The 15,948-nt window shown below is 68.5% G+C and carries 12 protein-coding genes and 1 pseudogene; 7 read left to right on the top strand and 6 right to left on the bottom strand.

Going from position 1 to position 15,948, the window contains the following annotated elements; all coding sequences use genetic code 11:
• Window positions 1-34 precede the first annotated feature (34 nt).
• Window positions 35-1,015 carry a DUF1853 family protein gene (locus OMP44_RS03265; RefSeq protein ID WP_280306413.1) on the top strand — a complete coding sequence of 327 codons (981 nt, stop codon included), beginning with the start codon at window positions 35-37 and terminating at the stop codon, window positions 1,013-1,015.
• Here the strand turns inward: OMP44_RS03265 and OMP44_RS03260 are convergent.
• From OMP44_RS03260 to OMP44_RS03250, 3 genes are all read right to left on the bottom strand, one after another.
• Entirely contained in the window at window positions 988-1,911 is a 924-nt protein-coding gene (locus tag OMP44_RS03260) for a 1-aminocyclopropane-1-carboxylate deaminase/D-cysteine desulfhydrase (RefSeq protein WP_280306411.1), read from the bottom strand. The genes OMP44_RS03265 and OMP44_RS03260 overlap by 28 nt on opposite strands.
• Before the next feature lie 11 nt (window positions 1,912-1,922).
• Window positions 1,923-3,236, bottom strand: coding sequence for a chromosome partitioning protein ParA (locus OMP44_RS03255; RefSeq protein ID WP_187979675.1), 1,314 nt, complete (start codon window positions 3,234-3,236; stop codon window positions 1,923-1,925).
• A gap of 287 nt (window positions 3,237-3,523) precedes the next feature.
• Window positions 3,524-5,545, bottom strand: a complete 2,022-nt coding sequence (locus OMP44_RS03250) for an FAD-dependent oxidoreductase (RefSeq protein ID WP_280306761.1) — start codon at window positions 5,543-5,545, stop codon at window positions 3,524-3,526.
• Between the two features lie 229 nt (window positions 5,546-5,774).
• On the opposite strand from OMP44_RS03250, the gene OMP44_RS03245 reads away from it, so the two are divergent.
• The 4 genes from OMP44_RS03245 (at window position 5,775) to OMP44_RS03230 (ending at window position 11,174) form a co-directional block, all read left to right on the top strand.
• Window positions 5,775-6,797: a carbon-nitrogen hydrolase family protein gene (locus OMP44_RS03245; protein ID WP_187979677.1), complete on the top strand. Its 1,023-nt coding sequence runs from the start codon at window positions 5,775-5,777 to the stop codon at window positions 6,795-6,797.
• A complete protein-coding gene (locus tag OMP44_RS03240; RefSeq protein ID WP_273862273.1) occupies window positions 6,794-7,837 on the top strand; it encodes an AraC family transcriptional regulator in 1,044 nt (347 codons plus the stop codon). Before OMP44_RS03245 ends, OMP44_RS03240 begins: the two co-directional genes overlap by 4 nt.
• Before the next feature lie 65 nt (window positions 7,838-7,902).
• The gene (locus OMP44_RS03235; protein ID WP_280306409.1) at window positions 7,903-10,428 is read left to right on the top strand and encodes a mechanosensitive ion channel domain-containing protein; all 2,526 of its coding nucleotides are present in this window, start codon (window positions 7,903-7,905) and stop codon (window positions 10,426-10,428) included.
• A 5-nt stretch (window positions 10,429-10,433) separates the two neighbouring features.
• Entirely contained in the window at window positions 10,434-11,174 is a 741-nt protein-coding gene (locus OMP44_RS03230; protein ID WP_280306407.1) for an NUDIX hydrolase, read from the top strand.
• Here OMP44_RS03230 and cysE read toward each other — a convergent pair.
• From cysE to OMP44_RS03215, 3 genes are read right to left on the bottom strand one after another with little or no spacing between them, the layout of a single operon-like run.
• Entirely contained in the window at window positions 11,156-11,944 is a 789-nt protein-coding gene (gene cysE / locus OMP44_RS03225) for a serine O-acetyltransferase (RefSeq protein ID WP_187979681.1), read from the bottom strand. The genes OMP44_RS03230 and cysE overlap by 19 nt on opposite strands.
• 15 nt (window positions 11,945-11,959) lie before the next feature.
• The gene (locus OMP44_RS03220) at window positions 11,960-12,526 is read right to left on the bottom strand and encodes a GNAT family N-acetyltransferase (protein WP_280306405.1); all 567 of its coding nucleotides are present in this window, start codon (window positions 12,524-12,526) and stop codon (window positions 11,960-11,962) included.
• A gap of 9 nt (window positions 12,527-12,535) precedes the next feature.
• Window positions 12,536-13,078: a helix-turn-helix domain-containing protein gene (locus OMP44_RS03215; protein ID WP_187979683.1), complete on the bottom strand. Its 543-nt coding sequence runs from the start codon at window positions 13,076-13,078 to the stop codon at window positions 12,536-12,538.
• 666 nt (window positions 13,079-13,744) lie between these two features.
• Between OMP44_RS03215 and OMP44_RS03210 the strand changes: the two are divergent.
• Window positions 13,745-13,921 (top strand): annotated as a pseudogene (locus tag OMP44_RS03210) (con-10 family general stress protein); the annotation flags it as partial.
• 221 nt (window positions 13,922-14,142) lie between these two features.
• The gene (locus OMP44_RS03205) at window positions 14,143-15,948 is read left to right on the top strand and encodes a methyl-accepting chemotaxis protein (protein WP_133861091.1); all 1,806 of its coding nucleotides are present in this window, start codon (window positions 14,143-14,145) and stop codon (window positions 15,946-15,948) included.

Raw genomic sequence — 15,948 nt, 5'->3', positions numbered from 1 at the left:
CCGGCGGCCCCGTTGGCTGGAAAGTGCGGAAAGTATGGGCGAAAGGCCGTGGCAGCGGCAAACCGCCCTCATCCGACCGCGGGTCGCCGCCGGTGATCCGCAGCGGTCCGGCTTGGCCTATGCTGGCACCATGACGCCCTTCGCCGAGCTGCACGCCCTGCCCCGCCGCCTGAACCAGCCCCAGGTGCGTGACCTTGCCTGGACGCTGATCGCCCCGCCGCTGCTGGAAGCCGCCGACACCCGCCATCCACTGGTCGCCAGCGACTGGGCGCGCCATCCTGAACGACTGGCCGACTGGCTGCGGCAACAGGACGCGGCGCCCGCGGCCCTAACAGCCTGGCTTGCCCAGGGCAGCGACCGCCGGCTGGGGCGCCAGTACGAAAGGCTTTGGCAATTTGCCCTGGAACGGGCACCGGGGCTCAGGTTGCGTGCGGCCAACCTGCCCCTGCGCGACGGTGACCGTACCCTGGGCGAACTGGACCTGCTGGTGGAAGACGCCGAGGGGGTGCATCACCTGGAACTGGCGGTGAAGTTCTACCTGGGCGAAGGTCCACCAGACGCGCCGCGCTGGCTGGGTCCCGGTGGCGAAGACCAGCTGGCGCGCAAACTCTCACACCTGCGCCAGCGCCAGCTGCCGCTGTCGGCCACGCCCCTGGCCCAGGCCAGCCTGACGGCGCTGGACATCGCCCCGCCGCGGGCGGCGCTGTGGCTGGGCGGCTATCTGTTCCAGCCACTCGACCGCCCCCTGCCCTGGCCGGTTGGCGCCCTGGCACCCCGCCAACCCCAGCTGTGGTGCGAGCGGCAGCTGTTGCCGGACGGTCATTGGGAGGTGCTGCCCAAGGGCCACTGGCTGGCGCCCGCAGTCGCCGACACGCCCTGCCTGCCGCTGCCGGACGGCGAGCCGAGCTGGCCGCAATTGCTGGTGCGGCGCGATGCACGTGGCGACGAAGAGGCGCGACTGTTCCTGGTGCCTGCGGGCTGGCCGGTTCAGCCGCCGGCCAACGCCGCCAGCTGAGTTTCCAGCGCGCGGCGGCCCTGGAGACCCCCGCTGTGGACCAGCACCAGGCGACTGCCCGGCGCCAGCGCGCCGCCCTCGATTGCCTGGCGCAGCGCCAGCCAGAGCTTGCCGGTATAGAGCGGCTCCAGCGCGATCCCGGTCTGCGCCTCGAATTCCGCCATGGCCCGCGCCAGCTCGGCATCGAGGCGGCCGAAGCCGCCGCGGCTGGCGTCCATCAGGCGCCAGTTGACGCCAGTGTGCTGCGCGAGCAGCCGGTCGAGCGTGGCTTCGACGCCATGCCCGGGTGGCACCGCCAGGCCGCCCACCACCTGCCAGGCGGGGTCGGCGGCGCGGATCACCCCGGCCAGGGTGGTACCGGTGCCGGCGGCCAGCCAGAGCTGCTGGCAATCGGGCCAGCCCAGGGCGGCGAGTCCCTGTCGCAGTTCCGTGACGATGGTTGCGCAGGCCGCGGCGGCCTGCGCGTCGCAGCCGCCTTCGGGAATGGGTAGCAACTCGGGATAGCGCGCCTGCCAGGGCTGCCAGAAGTCGCTGTCGTGGCGGCGGCGATAGCCGCCATAGCCGAGCCAGTGCAGGGTCATGCCATTGGCCTGCAGATCCTCTACCGTGGGCGTCAGGCAGTGCTCGCCACGCAAGAGGCCGACGGTGGCGAAGCCTTCCTCCCGGCCCAGGGCGGCCAGCGCATGCAGATGATTGGAGTGGGCACCACCCAGGCTGATGAGCCCGCGGCCTTCGCCCCGGGCCAGGCGTTCGCGCCAGGGCCGCAGCTTGTAGGCCTTGTTGCCGTTATGCGCAGCCGGGCGCTGATCCAGGCGCAGCACCGCCAGGCGCAGGTCCCGCGCCGCCAGGATGGCGAGTTGCACCTCCTGGAGCACGGCGGGCGAAGGAAAGATCATCAACCAGGGAGTCAGAGATTGGCGACGTCACCATCGCTGTCATCGCCGCGGTGCTCGGCGCACAGGGTCGAGCGCAACGGATCGAACTGGGCGGGGTGTTCCACCCGCACCACCGGCCGTCCGCAGCGCTCGCCCTCCACCTCGGCCTGGCAGACCGGCTGCTGGTGATGCTCCAGCCAGCGCTGATACTGCTCCCGGCTGACCTTGCAGTGCTCGGCGACGTAACCCAGGGGATCGGCGCTGAAGCGAGGGACGTCCTGCCGGCTGAGGATCAGATGACCGGCGCCGGGCTGGAAGGTGACGAAGAGGATGCCCTGGCGCGCCAGGCGCTCCAGCTGGCCTTCGTTGCTGTCGCCGATCAGCTGGGCGCAGCGCTCGCGCAGCTGGCGGATGTCTTCCTGCAACTGGCCGTCCAGCTCGTCGCGGTACTTGAGTTCCACCTCGCGGATGGTCAGCTGGTTCTTCAGCTCACCCACGGCGGCGGCCACCCGGGCCTCGCTTTCGGCTTCGGACTGGATGCGCAGCGCCTCGATCTTGTAGAGGGCGTTGCGCTCCAGGGTGCGCATCTGCTCGTTGAGCTCTTCGCGCTGCTGGCGAGTTTGCTCGTGCTGCTGCTCCAGGTGCTGGGCCAGGGCGGCATAGCGCACCTCCAGCTCGGCCTTGGCCGCGCGTACCTCGTCGGCGTCGCGCTGCAGACGCGCCAGGTCTTCCTGGTGCTGGCGGGTCAGGGTCAGCAGCCGGGTACGCTGACCGGCGATCAGCTTGTCCAGCGCCTCCTGGTGTTCCTGGGCGAGGATGCGGCGGACCCGTTCGAGACGGGCCTCGACATCGATGCCGTCGGCGGCGCTAGGGTGGTATTCCCCGGCCAGCTCCACCTCGCCATCGCGCGGCGCGACCAGGCCCAGGCAATCGCGGATCGCCTGCCAGTCGTCGTGCTCGGTCTCGCTGCGGGGATCCCAGAGATCGCCCTGGTGCCAGGAAATCGGGCAATGGCTGCGACTGGCCAGGCGGATCGGTCCGGCGCCCAGGTCGGGGCCGACATCGCCGCGCTCGGCCAGCTCGCCCAGCGGCAGGTCCCATTCCGGCAGCGGTTTGCCCTGGGCATCGAAGGCCAGCAGGAAGAACACCGCGGCCTTGACCCTGCGGTGCTCGTCCAGCAGCAGATAGACGAAGCGATGGCGCCGTCCGGCGCAGTCGAGCAGCGTCTGGTCGCCCTGCCAGAGCGCCTGAAAATCGGGGAACAGCAAGGCGCGATTCACACCCTGGTCGCCGAACCCCAGCACCACCGGGGTCAGTACCGTCTCTACGTTCAACGTCTCTGCCATCTCTCGCCGCGTGCTCTGTCGATCCCACATGAATACCGAGGCCGGCGTCTCGCCAATTGGCGACCGGACCTGCGTCCGCCCGCCGACCTCTGGCGGCGACACGGTAGACCCGCGTCGCCGCCCAACTCCTTCGACGCGCCGGGCCCCCACCCGACGCATCAGGACGGCAGCTTAGCCAATCCTGGTCGGCGGGATGGAAGAGAGGCCAGACATTGGGACGAGGGTCGGTCCGGAACCGATGTTATGCGGAGTGGATCACAGAAATCATCCCTGATCGCAACGAAGAGTTACAGCTGGGCGGCAAGGCGAGTGGCCTGATCGATGGCGCGCTTGGCGTCCAGCTCGGCGGCGACATCCGCGCCGCCGACCCGGTGCACCGCCACGCCGGCGCCGAGCAACTCGTCTTCCAGCTCGCGCAGGGACTCCTGGCCCGCGCAGAGCACGACGTTGTCGACGTCCAGCACCTGCTCGCTGCCATCGGGCAGGCGCAGGCGCAGGCCGGCGTCGTCGATACCCAGGTATTCCACCCCGCCGAACGCCTGGACGCCACGCTGCTGCAGGCGCGAGCGGTGGATCCAGCCAGTGGTCTTGCCCAGGCCCTTGCCGGGTTTGCCCGGCTTGCGCTGCAGCAGCCAGACTTCGCGTGGCACGGCCGGCGGCGTCGCCGGGGCCAGCCCGCCGCGGCTGCTGAAACTGGGATCTATGCCCCACTCGCGGTAGAAGGCGGTGATGGGCTCCGCGTCCTGATGGCCGTGGGTGAGGAAATCCGCCACGTCGAAACCGATGCCGCCGGCGCCGATCAGGGCCACCCGCCGCCCTACCGGCTTGCGTTCAAGCAGGACGTCCAGGTAGCCCAGCACCTTGGGATGGTCGACCCCCGGAATGGGCGGCACCCGCGGCGTCACCCCGGTGGCCAGGATCACCCCGGCGAAGCCCTCGGCCTGCAATTCGGCGGCGCTGACGCGCTGGTTGAGGCGGACATCCACCGCCAGTCGCTCCAGACGCCGCTGGAAATACCTCAGGGTCTCGCCGAATTCTTCCTTGCCGGGAATGCGCCTGGCGACATTGAACTGGCCACCGATGCGCTCGCTGGCCTCGAACAGCACCACCTGGTGGCCGCGCTCGGCCAGGGTGCAGGCGGCGGCCAGGCCGGCCGGCCCGGCGCCGACCACGGCAAAGCGGCGTGATTCGGCGGCGGGCAGGATCTGCAACTCGGTCTCGTGGCAGGCGCGCGGATTGACCAGGCAGCTGGTCAGCTTGCCGGCGAAGGTGTGGTCCAGGCAGGCCTGGTTGCAGGCGATGCAAATATTGATCTCGTCGGCGCGGCCGGCGGCGGCCTTGGCGACGAAGTCCGGGTCGGCCAGCAGCGGCCGGGCCATGGACACCAGGTCGGCCTGGCCGGCGGCGAGGATGGCCTCGGCCACCTCCGGGGTGTTGATGCGGTTGGTGGCGATCAGCGGCACCCGCACCCGGCCCTTGAGCTGGGCGGTGACGGCGGCGAAGGCGCCGCGCGGCACCAGGGTGGCGATGGTGGGGATGCGCGCCTCGTGCCAGCCGATGCCGGTGTTGATCAGGCTGACCCCGGCGTCTTCCAGCCAGAGCGCCAGCTGCAGGCATTCCTCGGGGGTGCTGCCCTGTTCCACCAGATCCAGCAGCGAGAGGCGGAAGATGATCAGGAAATCCGGGCCGGTCGCCCTGCGGATGCCTGCGACGATGGCCAGCGGCAAGCGGCAGCGACTGGCGAAGTCGCCACCCCAGCGATCCGTGCGATGGTTGGTCCGCGCGGCGATGAATTGATTGATGAAGTAGCCTTCGGAACCCATCACCTCGACACCGTCGTAGCCGGCCTGCTGCGCCAGCGTGGCACAGCGGACGAAGGCGGCGATCTGCCCCTCCACCTCGGCCTCGTCCAGCTCGCGTGGGGTGAAGGGATTGATCGGTGCCTGCAGCGCCGAGGGCGCCACCAGCTGGGGGTTATAGGCATAGCGACCGGCATGCAGGATCTGCAGGCAGATACGGCCGCCGGCGGCATGCACCGCGTCCGTCACCGGCCGATGGTGCTCGGCCTCCTCGGGAGTGGTCAGCTTGGCCGCGCCCTTGGCCACCGCCCCCTCTTCGTTGGGCGCTATGCCCCCGGTGACGATCAGCCCCACCCCGCCCCGCGCCCGCTCGGCGAAGAAGGCGGCCATCCGCGCGAAGCCGCCAGGCCGCTCTTCCAGCCCCGTGTGCATGGACCCCATCACCACCCGGTTGCGCAGGGTGATCGACCCCACGGGCAGGGGTTCGAGCAGATGCGGATAGCTATCCATAGGGGTGGTATTAAGGGGGGCAAGCTCGATCATGGCGGTCTCCGGTGGTTGGCCTTTCTGGGAAAGCCTGGCGCCACGATAGGAGCAGCGCGGGCTGGCCTCAATCACCGGAAATGACAACCTCTTTACCCAAATGTACAGCCGCCCCTTGGCAGTGGCGGTCTGGTCTCCTACCCTGAGCACCTTTATCTCGCCCGGCCCGGGAGGCCGGGACCGCTCTGGAGTGCCGATGCGCAAGCTCGTGTTCCTGGTGCTGATCGCCCTGTTCGCCGTGCTGGCGGGCTGGGTGGCCCAGCGGCCAGCCTTCCATTACCTGTCGGATCTGCGCAGCAGCCTGGCGGTGGACCTGACCACCACGCCAGCGGCGGCCACCACCGGCAACCTGCTGGGGATCGAGCCCGAACTGGTCGCCCTGGACTATGGCAATCCCGAGCGATTGCGCCTTAAGCTCGCTGCCTATCTGGCCAATGCACGGCGCCTGGGCCTGATCGGCGCCCAGACCATCGTGGTGCTGCCCGAGCACCTGGGCACGCCCCTGGCGCTGATGGGCGAGAAGCCCGAGGTCTATGCCGCGGCACGCAGCGAAGAGGCCATCCAGTGGCTGCTGCTGGGCAATCCGTTGCGCGTGGCTCGCGCCTGGTTCCAGGCCGAGGGTGACCGGCGCCTGGCCGACAGCCTGTTGCGCATGAAGGCCTGGGACATGGCCAGCGCCTACCAGCAGCTCTTCGGCGGCCTCGCCCGCCAGTACGGCGTCACCCTGGTGGCCGGCTCCATCGTCCTGCCCGGTCCGACCCTGGTGGACGGCGAATTGCAGGTGGGTACGGGACCTTTGCGCAATGTCACCCTGGTCTTCGGACCCGACGGCAAGGTGCTCGGCCAACCGCTGGTGCGACCGCTGACGGCCAGGGACAGCGGCGACGATCTCAGCCCGCCCCTGCTGCGACTGGAGACGCCGCTGGGCCGTCTCGGCGTCATCCAGGGCAGCGACACCGGTCGCGCCGGCGTGCTGGACGCTCCCCAGGTGGACTTGCTGGCGATTCCCGCCCTCGCCTCGGGCGCCACCCCGGCACCGGCACCCTTCGACATCCAGCGCCTGCGCGCCGCCGGCATCCGCGCCGCCCTGGAAGTGCAGCTGCGCGGCCGCCTCTGGGAATGGCAGGCCGGCGGCGGCAGCCAGGCCTTCACCCCGGATGCGACAGCGGCCACCGATGCTGCCCAGGCCGGGAGCAAGCTGATCAATCTGCGGCTATGAGCGCGCCGGCGCTGCGCCTGGGCGACCTCTCCACCGGCTTCGTGCTGGCGCTGGCGGCAGCCGTCGCCCAGCGGGGTGCCGATGCCGCCGGCCTGCTGGCACGCTTCGGCCTGACCGCGGCGCGGCTGGCCGAACCTGGCGGACGGCTGTCGATCCCCCACTACATGCGCCTGGGCCATGCGGCCCTGGAACTGACTGGTGATTCGGCGCTGGGCCTGGCCATGGGCCGGGCGATGCGGCCGGCCTTTCTCGGTCTCGCCGGCGTCACCGTGGGCCAGGCGCCGGACGTGCGTCACGCCGCCGAGACGCTGCTCGAACTGGAACCGCTCTATGGCCGCAACTACCGGGGCCGGTCGCGCTATGCCGCCCAGGGCCGCGACGCCTGGCTGCACTTCTATAGCATCAGCCCCTACAACGGTTACAACCGCTTCGTGGTTGACGTGGTGCTCAGCGCCTGGCTGGCGCTGTTGAGCGCCGTCGCCGGGCGCCCGCTACAACCGCGCCGCGTCCTCATCGAATACCCCGCACCGGCGGACGTGGCGCCCTACGAGGCCGCCTTCGGCTGCGCGGTGGAATTCGGCGCCGCCGAGAATGCGCTGCTGCTCGATGCCGCGACCCTGGCCCGGACCGGGTCCGAGCATTGCCCGGCCACCTGGCGCCAGCTGCTGGCCCTGAGCGAATCCGAACACGGCCGCCTGACCCGCACCCGCGGCCTCACCGAGCGGGTGGTCGAAGTCATGGGGCCCTTGCTGCGGCACGGCGAGCCGACCCTGGAGCAGATCGCCAGCCGGCTGCGTCTGCCGTCCTGGACGCTGAGGCGCAAGCTGGCCGAAGAAGGTACCCAGTACCGTACCCTGCTCAACCTGACCCGCCGCGACCTGGCGCTGGCCTATATCCGCGATACCGAGGCCAGCTTCGGCGAGATCGCCTATCTGCTTGGCTTCGCCTCCCCCGCCGCCTTCCAGCGCGCCTTCAAGCGCTGGACCGAGCAGACGCCGGGTGACTGGCGGCGTCTCCAGCGGCAGGGAGTGGCCAACTGAAGGGAGCATAGGCGAGGATCGCGGGTCCTAACTGGCTGATCCTTCATCAGGACCGCTATCGCCCCATGCCGAACTTCCTGCTCGCCCTGTTGCTGCTGTGCCTGGCGTTGCCCCTACGCGCCGCCGAAACCCCTGGCCCGCCCCCGACCGGTCTCGATCCTCAGCAGGCGCGCCAGGTCGCGGCCCTGCTGCAGGATCCGCAGCGCCGCCAGGAGCTGATCCTGACCTTGCAGGCCATCGCCAGCCAGCCGGCGAGCGCGACCGGGACGAAGGCGGCACTGGCGGCTACGGCAACCGCCGCCACTGCACCAGCGGCAGCCGCCCCGGCGCCAGGCGAGGAAAAGGCGCTGGTACCGCTGGAAGCCAATGGCCTGATCGCCCAGACCCTCAGTCGCGTCGGTCGCTGGGCCGACAATCTGGGCAGCGAGCTGAACCAGGTGCAGCGGGCCGTGCGTACCCTGCCCGACTGGTCGCGCGCCAGCTTCACGTCCGAAGCGGGTCGCCGCGCCCTGCTGCAGGCCTTGCTGACCCTGGCCACCCTCTTTGCCGCCGGCCTGGTGGGCGAGTGGCTGATCCATCGGGCGCTCCGGCGCCCGCGGCAACGGCTGCAGCGCCATGCCGATCTGGCCGACACCCGCGCCCGACGCCAGGCCCAGCAGCAGGCGGCCCAGCAGTCCCCTGCTGAAGCGTCGGCACCGGCGGTCGAGGAGGCCGCTACCCGCCCGGCCGAAGCCGCGGTGGCCCTGGTCAAGACTCAGCGTGATGGCGTGGATCAACTCGAAGAGGTGCCCATCGCCCCGTCCGACAGCGCCGCACCTGCGCCAGCCGCGCCGGCGACCGAATCCACTGCCACCGATCCCGCATCCGCCAACCGCGCCCGACCCAGCGCCGAGGAGCACTGGACCACCCTGCGGCACCTGCCCTTCGCCCTGGGACTGCTATTGCTGGAACTGCTGCCGCTATTGGCTTTCTGGGCCACGGCGGCGCTGCTGATCCACTATCTGGTGGGCGCGGATGCCAATCAGCGCGAGCTGGTCGGTGGCTTCCTCGGTGCCTATCTCACCACCCGCCTGGCGCTGATCGTCATCCGCCTGCTGATCGATCCCGCCGCCCACGGCATCCGCCTGCTCAAGGTCAGGACCGCCCTCGCCTGTACCCTGCTGCGCTGGCTGCACGCCTTCGTGGCCCTGATCACCTTCGGCCTGGCGCTGGCCCAGGCCGCGGACATCCTGGGTGCCAACGAAGAGGGCCGCGAAGCCATCGTCAAGCTGGTCTCGCTGCTGGCCCATCTGTTGGTGGTGGGACTGATCTTTCATGTCCGCCGGCCGGTGGCCGCCCGTATCGCCGGGCGCCAGGATGGCAGTGGCGCCCTGACCGTGCTGCGCGCCTGGCTGGGTCAGGTCTGGGCCGTATTCGCCGCCGTGTTCGTCATGGGTGGCTGGACCATGTGGGCACTGGACATCGAGAACGGGCTGCCGCGGCTGATGAATTTCGTCGCGCTGTCCGCCGGCATCGTGATCCTCGGGCGCCTGGCGGCGGTATTCCTGCTCGGCCTGCTGGGTCGCTTGTTCCAGCCCGCAACCACCGAAGGCGGCAGCGCTACCGATCTGCACCTGCAGCGCTACTATCCGCTGGCGCGCTGGCTGGTGGGGGTGATCGTCACCCTGATCACCGTCCTGGCGCTGTTCCAGTCCTGGGGCTGGAGCGTGCTGGACTGGTTCGGTGACGGCAGCATCGGGCGCAGTCTGCTGTCCGCCTTTCTCACCATCCTCATCGCCGCCGTCATCGCGGTGGTGGTCTGGGAAGGCGCCAACGCCACCGTGAATCGTCGACTGAGCAGCTGGAACGAACGCGGTGACACGGTGCGGGCCGCGCGCTTGCGTACCCTGCTGCCCATGCTGCGCACCGGGCTGTTCATCCTGGTCGCGCTGATCGTCGGCCTGACCGCGCTGAGCGAACTGGGCATCAACACCACGCCGCTACTGGCCAGCGCCAGCATCATCGGCGTGGCCCTGGGCTTCGGCTCGCAGAAGCTGGTGCAGGACTTCATCACCGGTATCTTCCTGCTGCTGGAAAACGCCATGCAGGTGGGCGACTGGGTCACCGTGGCCGGGGTCTCGGGTACCGTGGAGTACCTCTCGATCCGCACCGTGCGCCTGCGCGCCGGCGACGGCTCCCTGCACATCGTGCCCTTCAGCTCGGTGTCGGCGGTCAACAACATCAACCGTGGGCTGGGCAACGCCGCCCTGCGCATCAGCGTGGGCTACGCAGAGGACATCGAGCGCGTCATCGCCGAACTCAAGGACATCGGCGCCGGCATGCGCGCCGACGAGGCCTTCAAGGAGCTGATCCTCGCCGATCTGGAGATCTGGGGCGTGGACGCCGTCGACGGCTCCATGGTGACCATCGCCGGGCAGATGAGATGCCTAGACAAGGGCCGCTGGGGCGTGCAGCGCGAACTCAACCGCCGCATCCTCGAACGCTTCCGCGAACGCGGCATCGAGATCGCCAATCCGCGTGCCAGCCTGCTGCTGCCCAGCGAAGCCGGTATCGTGCCCTCCTCGCCCATCCAGCCACGGCCTGCGGAGTAACAGCTGTGCAATACCGTCAAGACGCCTTCAACGGCCTGATCATCGACGCCGCCTCGCTGCCGTCCACCCGCGAGGCCTTTGCCCCGGCGCTGGCGGAGTTGCTCGACAGCGCCCGCCGCGACGGACGCAACCTGATCTGGCTGACCCTGCCGCTGGCCCTTGGCGAGCTGGTCGGGGTGGCCACCCGCGCCGGTTTCGTCTTTCACAACTGCCTGGAGCAGGAGCTGACCCTGGTCTGGCGGGGCACCGCCACGGCCTTCGCCCCCTTCGTCCCGACCCACAGCCTGGGCGTCGGCGGCCTGGTGCTCAATGCCCGTGATGAACTGCTGGCGATCCGCGAACGCGGCAGCCAGGGCTACAAGCTGCCGGGGGGCCATGTCGAGCTGGGCGAAGACCTGGGGCCGGCGGTGATCCGCGAGGTCTGGGAGGAAACCGGCATCCACAGCGCCTTTCGCAGCGTGGTCGGCCTGGTGACCACGCATCCCTACCGCTTCGGCAAATCCAATCTCTATGTGGTCTGCCGCCTCGATCCCCTGAGTGCCGACATCGCCATCCAGGATCCGGACGAGATCGAGGACGCCCGCTGGCTGGCGCTGCCCGACTACCTGGCGGATCCGGGCAACAGTGCCTTCAACCGCGAGCTGGTGCGCAGCCTGGCGCAGGCGGAGGGCCTGCGGTCGAGCGCGCTGAACAGCGAGCGCTATCCCAAGGCCGAGGTCTTTCTGGCTCAGCCGTCGAAGGACTGATCCATGCTTTCGGCCGGATGGGCATCGCGCGGACGCCCTACCGGGCGAGCGGGAATACCCACCACCGTGGTGTGGGGCGCCACCGGATGCAGGACCACGCTGTTGGCGCCGATCTTGGCGCCCTCGCCGATCTCCAGATTGCCGAGGATCTTGACCCCGGCGCCGATCATCACCCCGCGCCGCACCTTGGGATGGCGATCGCCCTGCTCCTTGCCGGTGCCGCCCAGGGTCACCTGCTGCAGGATGGAGACGTCGTCCTCCACCACCGCGGTTTCGCCGATGACGATGCCGGTACCGTGGTCGAGCATGATGCCGCGCCCCAGCCGCGCCGCCGGGTGGATGTCGATGGCCAGCAGCCGATTGCAGCGCGCCTGCAGGTGCAGGGCCAGCAGCCGCTCGCCGTTGTGCCAGAGGGCATGGCTCAGGCGCTGGGTCTGCAGCGCCAGGAAGCCCTTGGAGAACAGGAAGATCTCCAGCAGGCTGGCATAGGCCGGATCCCGTGCCAGCACCGCTTCCAGGTCCGCGCAGGCCGCCAGGGTCAGCGCCGGCCACTCGGCGTGCAGGGCAGCGAAGCGTTCGCCGAGTGACTCGGCCTGCCCTGGATCCTCCGCCAGGGCCTCGGCGCAGCGCCGGACCAGGGCGGCGGCCAGATCCACCGGCTGCAGCAGCGCTCGCGTCAGCCCCTCGGCCAGGGCCGGGGCGTCGCGGCGCCCGGCCTCGGCTTGGGCGCGCAGGAGTTGCCAGAGTTCGGGAGCGGAGCGAAGCGGCATGGCGGGACAGGGTCCTTAACTGGGAGCGCCCAGCTTAGCGGGCGCGGCCGGTAACGTCTTGTACATCAGGGTGGTGCTGTCACGGCGTTCGGGTTGGCGGGCATCCAGGGCATAGCCGGGAATCCTGCCGACCACCTGATAGCCGAGGGACAGATAGAGCGGCTCGGCATGGTCGTCGCTGCGGGTGTCCAGGGTCAGCAATTCCCGCCCCTGGGCCTGGGCGGCCGCTTCCACCGCCTGCATCAGCCGACGCGCCAGGCCCTGGCGACGGCAGTCCGGATGCACCAGCAACTTGACCACGTCAGCGCGGTGCGGCTGATTGGCCGGGGTATCCAGCACCAGTTGCACGCTGCCGACCACGCGGCCGTCCTGCAGCGCGGCGAACAAGGGCCGGATGCCCCGGGCCAGGCCCGGGGCCACGGCTTCGGTCCAGAAGCGCCGGTTCACCACGTCGGCCAGCGGCAGGATGAAGCCGATGCTGGCGCCCTGCTCGACACAGGCGGCCAGTAGTTGCTGGAATTCATTCAGATGCCTCGTGAAAGCGGCGGCGTCGAGCTGTTCGATACGCAGGGAAGCACTCATGGACACACCTCAGATCATGAACAGGAGATAACGGGCGCCCGCCGGGCCACTCAGGAAGCGACTGCTACCCCAGAGGCGATAGCGCAGGCAGTCGCCGACGCCCAGTTGATAGGGCTGCTCTTCGATCCACAGCTGCAACTCGCCTTCGAGCAGGAGCAGATGGTGTTCGAGGCCTGGCCGGGGTGCTGCCTGATAGCGGATGTCCACACCCGGCCCCAGCTGGCTCTCGATGACCTCACCCGCCAGGGCCTGGGCCGGCGGCGAGACCGAACGGCGGGTGAAGGCCTGCTCGGGATCGGCCCAGATCTGCTGCGCCTGGCGCTCGACCTGGGCCGGATAGGCGCCTTCCACGCTATGCAGCAGGCGCGTCAGGGTCAGACCGTAGGCCGAACAGAGCTGCCCGAGGACCGCCGTGGTCGGACTGACCTCGGCATTTTCCAGCCGAGACAGCGTCGCGCGACTGACCCCGCTCAGGGTTGCCAACTGCTCCAGTGACAGCTCGCGCTCCAGACGCAGGGCCTTCAGCCGGACGGCAAGACGTTGATCTAGCATGGCCATCTCCCAATTTAGGGATTTTTTCTCACATTCGGGAAAATTTGGAAAGGGCTTTTTTGCAAGACCTGCCTTATCAGACGTATCAACGAACTTCCTATCGCATTAAACTTTATCGGAAGAACTTATATCACCGACTGTCCAGCAACCTGACTGATCGACTTGATTACTTGGTCGAGCGCTCTAGCTTGGCTGTTCGCCCATATTTTATCGTCAGGCGAACAGCGTTACCCTGTAACAGCGCGAGAAATGGCGCTATCGAATCGGCGATAAATTTACCCATGAAGAAAGAACAAGCTCTCGGCCAAGGCGTCTGAGTCAGACTGCGGCAAAGCTCAACCCGGATACGCCCTGCAGCCAGATGCATCAAGACATTTCGGCACATGACAGATAGCCTGCTGGAATACTGTCGCTCCGCTCGCCGATTCTTCTACAGCCCCTGTACAACCTTTGGCCTGACGGCTCTGGCCAGGCCATCGTTAAATAAAAGTCTATATTTAACTTGCACCTCGTATAACAAAATATCCCCTTATCACCTCGCCCGAACTCGCCTTCCGCCCCCTACTCTCAATAACCGAAACGCCTAGCCTTTGGGGAGCGCAGCGTTCGACTCTTCAATAATTGAAAGTGGGAGAAGTTCTTATGGCCAACAAGAGCAGCAATCCAGGCAACTTCGCCAACAACCGCGATCGCGCCGCCGAGGCTGGTCGCAAGGGTGGACGTGCCAGCGGTGGCAATTTCGCCAACAATCCGACCCGGGCTTCCGAAGCCGGCCGCAAGGGTGGTCAGAACAGCCATGGCACTCGCCGACCCGAAGCGGCGAACGACGTCGAGGCGACCTGACCCGCGTTCCTCGATGCCGCCCGGCAGCCCTCCAGGCATGGCAAGACCTGGCAGGCTGCCCTTTCTGTTATTGCTGTTCCATCGCTGCTGGCACCTCAGGCGCCTGAGCCCCGAAGTGCGTTACAACTCACACAAATGCATGACCGTGCTACTTTTATCGGACAACCCGAGTGCTCCCCAGGGCTCACTCTTTCTGCCTCTGTCCGTCTGCACCGGTGCCCATGCTCAACAACATTCGCATCCAGAACAAACTCTTCGCCGGCTTCGCCGCCATCATCGCCCTGGTGGTCCTGCTGCTCTGGCTGACCTATGCCGCGTTGCAGAGCCTGGTGGACGCCAATCGCTGGGACAGGCACACCGCCGAGGTGCTGCTGTCGGTCACCACGCTGGACAACAATCTGCTCGAGACCCGGGCCAAGTTGCGCAACTACTGGTATTCCGGCTCAACCGCGGATGCCGACGCTGCGCGGCAGGCGCTGGCGCCACTGGCCGCAGCCGTGCGCGTGCCGCAGCAGCTGACCCAGGATAATGCTGAGCAACAGCAGCGCTTCGCTCGCCTTGCCGCGGACCTCGACACCTGGCGCCAGCAGACCTTCGAACCCCTGTTGCGCCTGCGTGATACCGGCAATCTGTCAGCGGTGCAGCTGGCCAACGAGCCCCTGATCACCACCCTGACCAATCAGGTCGCGGCCATGCGTCAGCAGATCCAGACCATCGCCGATGAAGAACGCCGCCTGTACGCGCAACGCGCGGGTCATACCGAGCAGGTACGCGACCAGCTGACCTGGACCCTGGTCGCCGGCGGCGCCCTCTGCGTGGTGCTGGCCGCCCTCATCGCCTGGCTGCTGTCCCATCATCTGCTGCGTTCGGTGCGCCGGCTGACCGATACCGTGGCGCGCATTTCCGCGGGCGACAGCAGCGCGCGCGTGGCGGTCCAGGGCCGTGACGAACTCGCCCAGGTCGGTCTGGCCTTCAATCAGATGGCGCAGCAGATCCAGGACGACCACGCCCGCGAACAGGCGCTGATGCAGCGCCTGCGCGCCGATGTCGACGACCTGCTCGGGCTGGTCAACAAGGCCGCCGCCGGTGACCTCACCGGACGGACCGCGGTCAGCGGCGACGACGCCATCGGCCAACTGGCCCGCGGCCTTAGCAAGATGATCGAGGACCTGCGCGGCATGCTCGCCAAGGTGCAGCGCGCCGGCATCCAGGTGACCTCCTCCACCACCGAGATCGCCGCCTCCTCGCGCCAGCAGGAGGCCACCAGCATCGAGCAGGCGCAGACCAGCGTCGAGGTGCTGAGCACCACGCGCGAGATCGCCGCCAACGCCAATGCCCTGGTACGCACCATGGAAGAAGCCGTGCAGGTGGCGGACGAGACCACCGAGGGCGCGGAGCAGGCGCGCAGCAGCCTGGCGAGCATGGACGGCACCATGCAGCGCATGGTGGCGGCGACCGATTCGATCAACGCCAAGCTCGCCGCCCTGTCGGAGAAGTCCAGCCACATCAACAAGGTGCTGACCACCATCACCAAGGTGGCCGACCAGACCAATCTGCTGTCGCTCAACGCCGCCATCGAGGCGGAAAAGGCCGGTGAAGCGGGCCGCGGCTTCTCGGTGGTGGCCACCGAGATCCGTCGCCTGTCCGACCAGACCACCGCGGCCACCGACGACATCGAGCAGATGCTCAAGGACATGAACTCCGCGGTTTCCGCCAGCGTCATGGGCATGGACAAGTTTTCCGAGGAGATCCGCCGCAGCGTGCAGGAGGTGGCCAGCGTCAGCGATCAGCTGGCCGGGGTGATCGAGGACGTGCAGAAGTTGCCGGCGCGGTTCGATATCGTCCTGGAGGGCATGCAGTCCCAGGCGGTGGGTGCCGGCCAGATCGCCGAGACCATCACCCAGCTCAACGACAGCACCCAGCAGACCACCGAGGCGCTCAAGGCCACCAGCGAGGCGGTCCAGTATCTGCAACAGGCGGCCCAGGACCTGCAGAGCAGCGTCGCCACCTTCTCGGTCACCCGTTGA

Origin of the sequence: Pseudomonas flavocrustae (genome assembly GCF_029872515.1) — a bacterium.
Lineage (GTDB): Bacteria > Pseudomonadota > Gammaproteobacteria > Pseudomonadales > Pseudomonadaceae > Chryseomonas > Chryseomonas aestiva.
Note: the sequence above shows the minus strand (reverse complement) of the source record. Positions and strands in the feature narration are given on the sequence as shown.

What these genes read in the sequence shown, in the direction of transcription:
- OMP44_RS03265 (WP_280306413.1), top strand. Translation starts at nt 35, where the DNA reads ATGGGCGAAAGGCCGTGGCAGCGGCAAACCGCCCTCATCCGACCGCGG.
- OMP44_RS03260 (WP_280306411.1), bottom strand. Translation starts at nt 1,911, where the DNA reads ATGATCTTTCCTTCGCCCGCCGTGCTCCAGGAGGTGCAACTCGCCATC.
- OMP44_RS03255 (WP_187979675.1), bottom strand. Translation starts at nt 3,236, where the DNA reads ATGGCAGAGACGTTGAACGTAGAGACGGTACTGACCCCGGTGGTGCTG.
- OMP44_RS03250 (WP_280306761.1), bottom strand. Translation starts at nt 5,545, where the DNA reads ATGGATAGCTATCCGCATCTGCTCGAACCCCTGCCCGTGGGGTCGATC.
- OMP44_RS03245 (WP_187979677.1), top strand. Translation starts at nt 5,775, where the DNA reads ATGCGCAAGCTCGTGTTCCTGGTGCTGATCGCCCTGTTCGCCGTGCTG.
- OMP44_RS03240 (WP_273862273.1), top strand. Translation starts at nt 6,794, where the DNA reads ATGAGCGCGCCGGCGCTGCGCCTGGGCGACCTCTCCACCGGCTTCGTG.
- OMP44_RS03235 (WP_280306409.1), top strand. Translation starts at nt 7,903, where the DNA reads ATGCCGAACTTCCTGCTCGCCCTGTTGCTGCTGTGCCTGGCGTTGCCC.
- cysE (WP_187979681.1), bottom strand. Translation starts at nt 11,944, where the DNA reads ATGCCGCTTCGCTCCGCTCCCGAACTCTGGCAACTCCTGCGCGCCCAA.
- OMP44_RS03220 (WP_280306405.1), bottom strand. Translation starts at nt 12,526, where the DNA reads ATGAGTGCTTCCCTGCGTATCGAACAGCTCGACGCCGCCGCTTTCACG.
- OMP44_RS03215 (WP_187979683.1), bottom strand. Translation starts at nt 13,078, where the DNA reads ATGCTAGATCAACGTCTTGCCGTCCGGCTGAAGGCCCTGCGTCTGGAG.
- OMP44_RS03205 (WP_133861091.1), top strand. Translation starts at nt 14,143, where the DNA reads ATGCTCAACAACATTCGCATCCAGAACAAACTCTTCGCCGGCTTCGCC.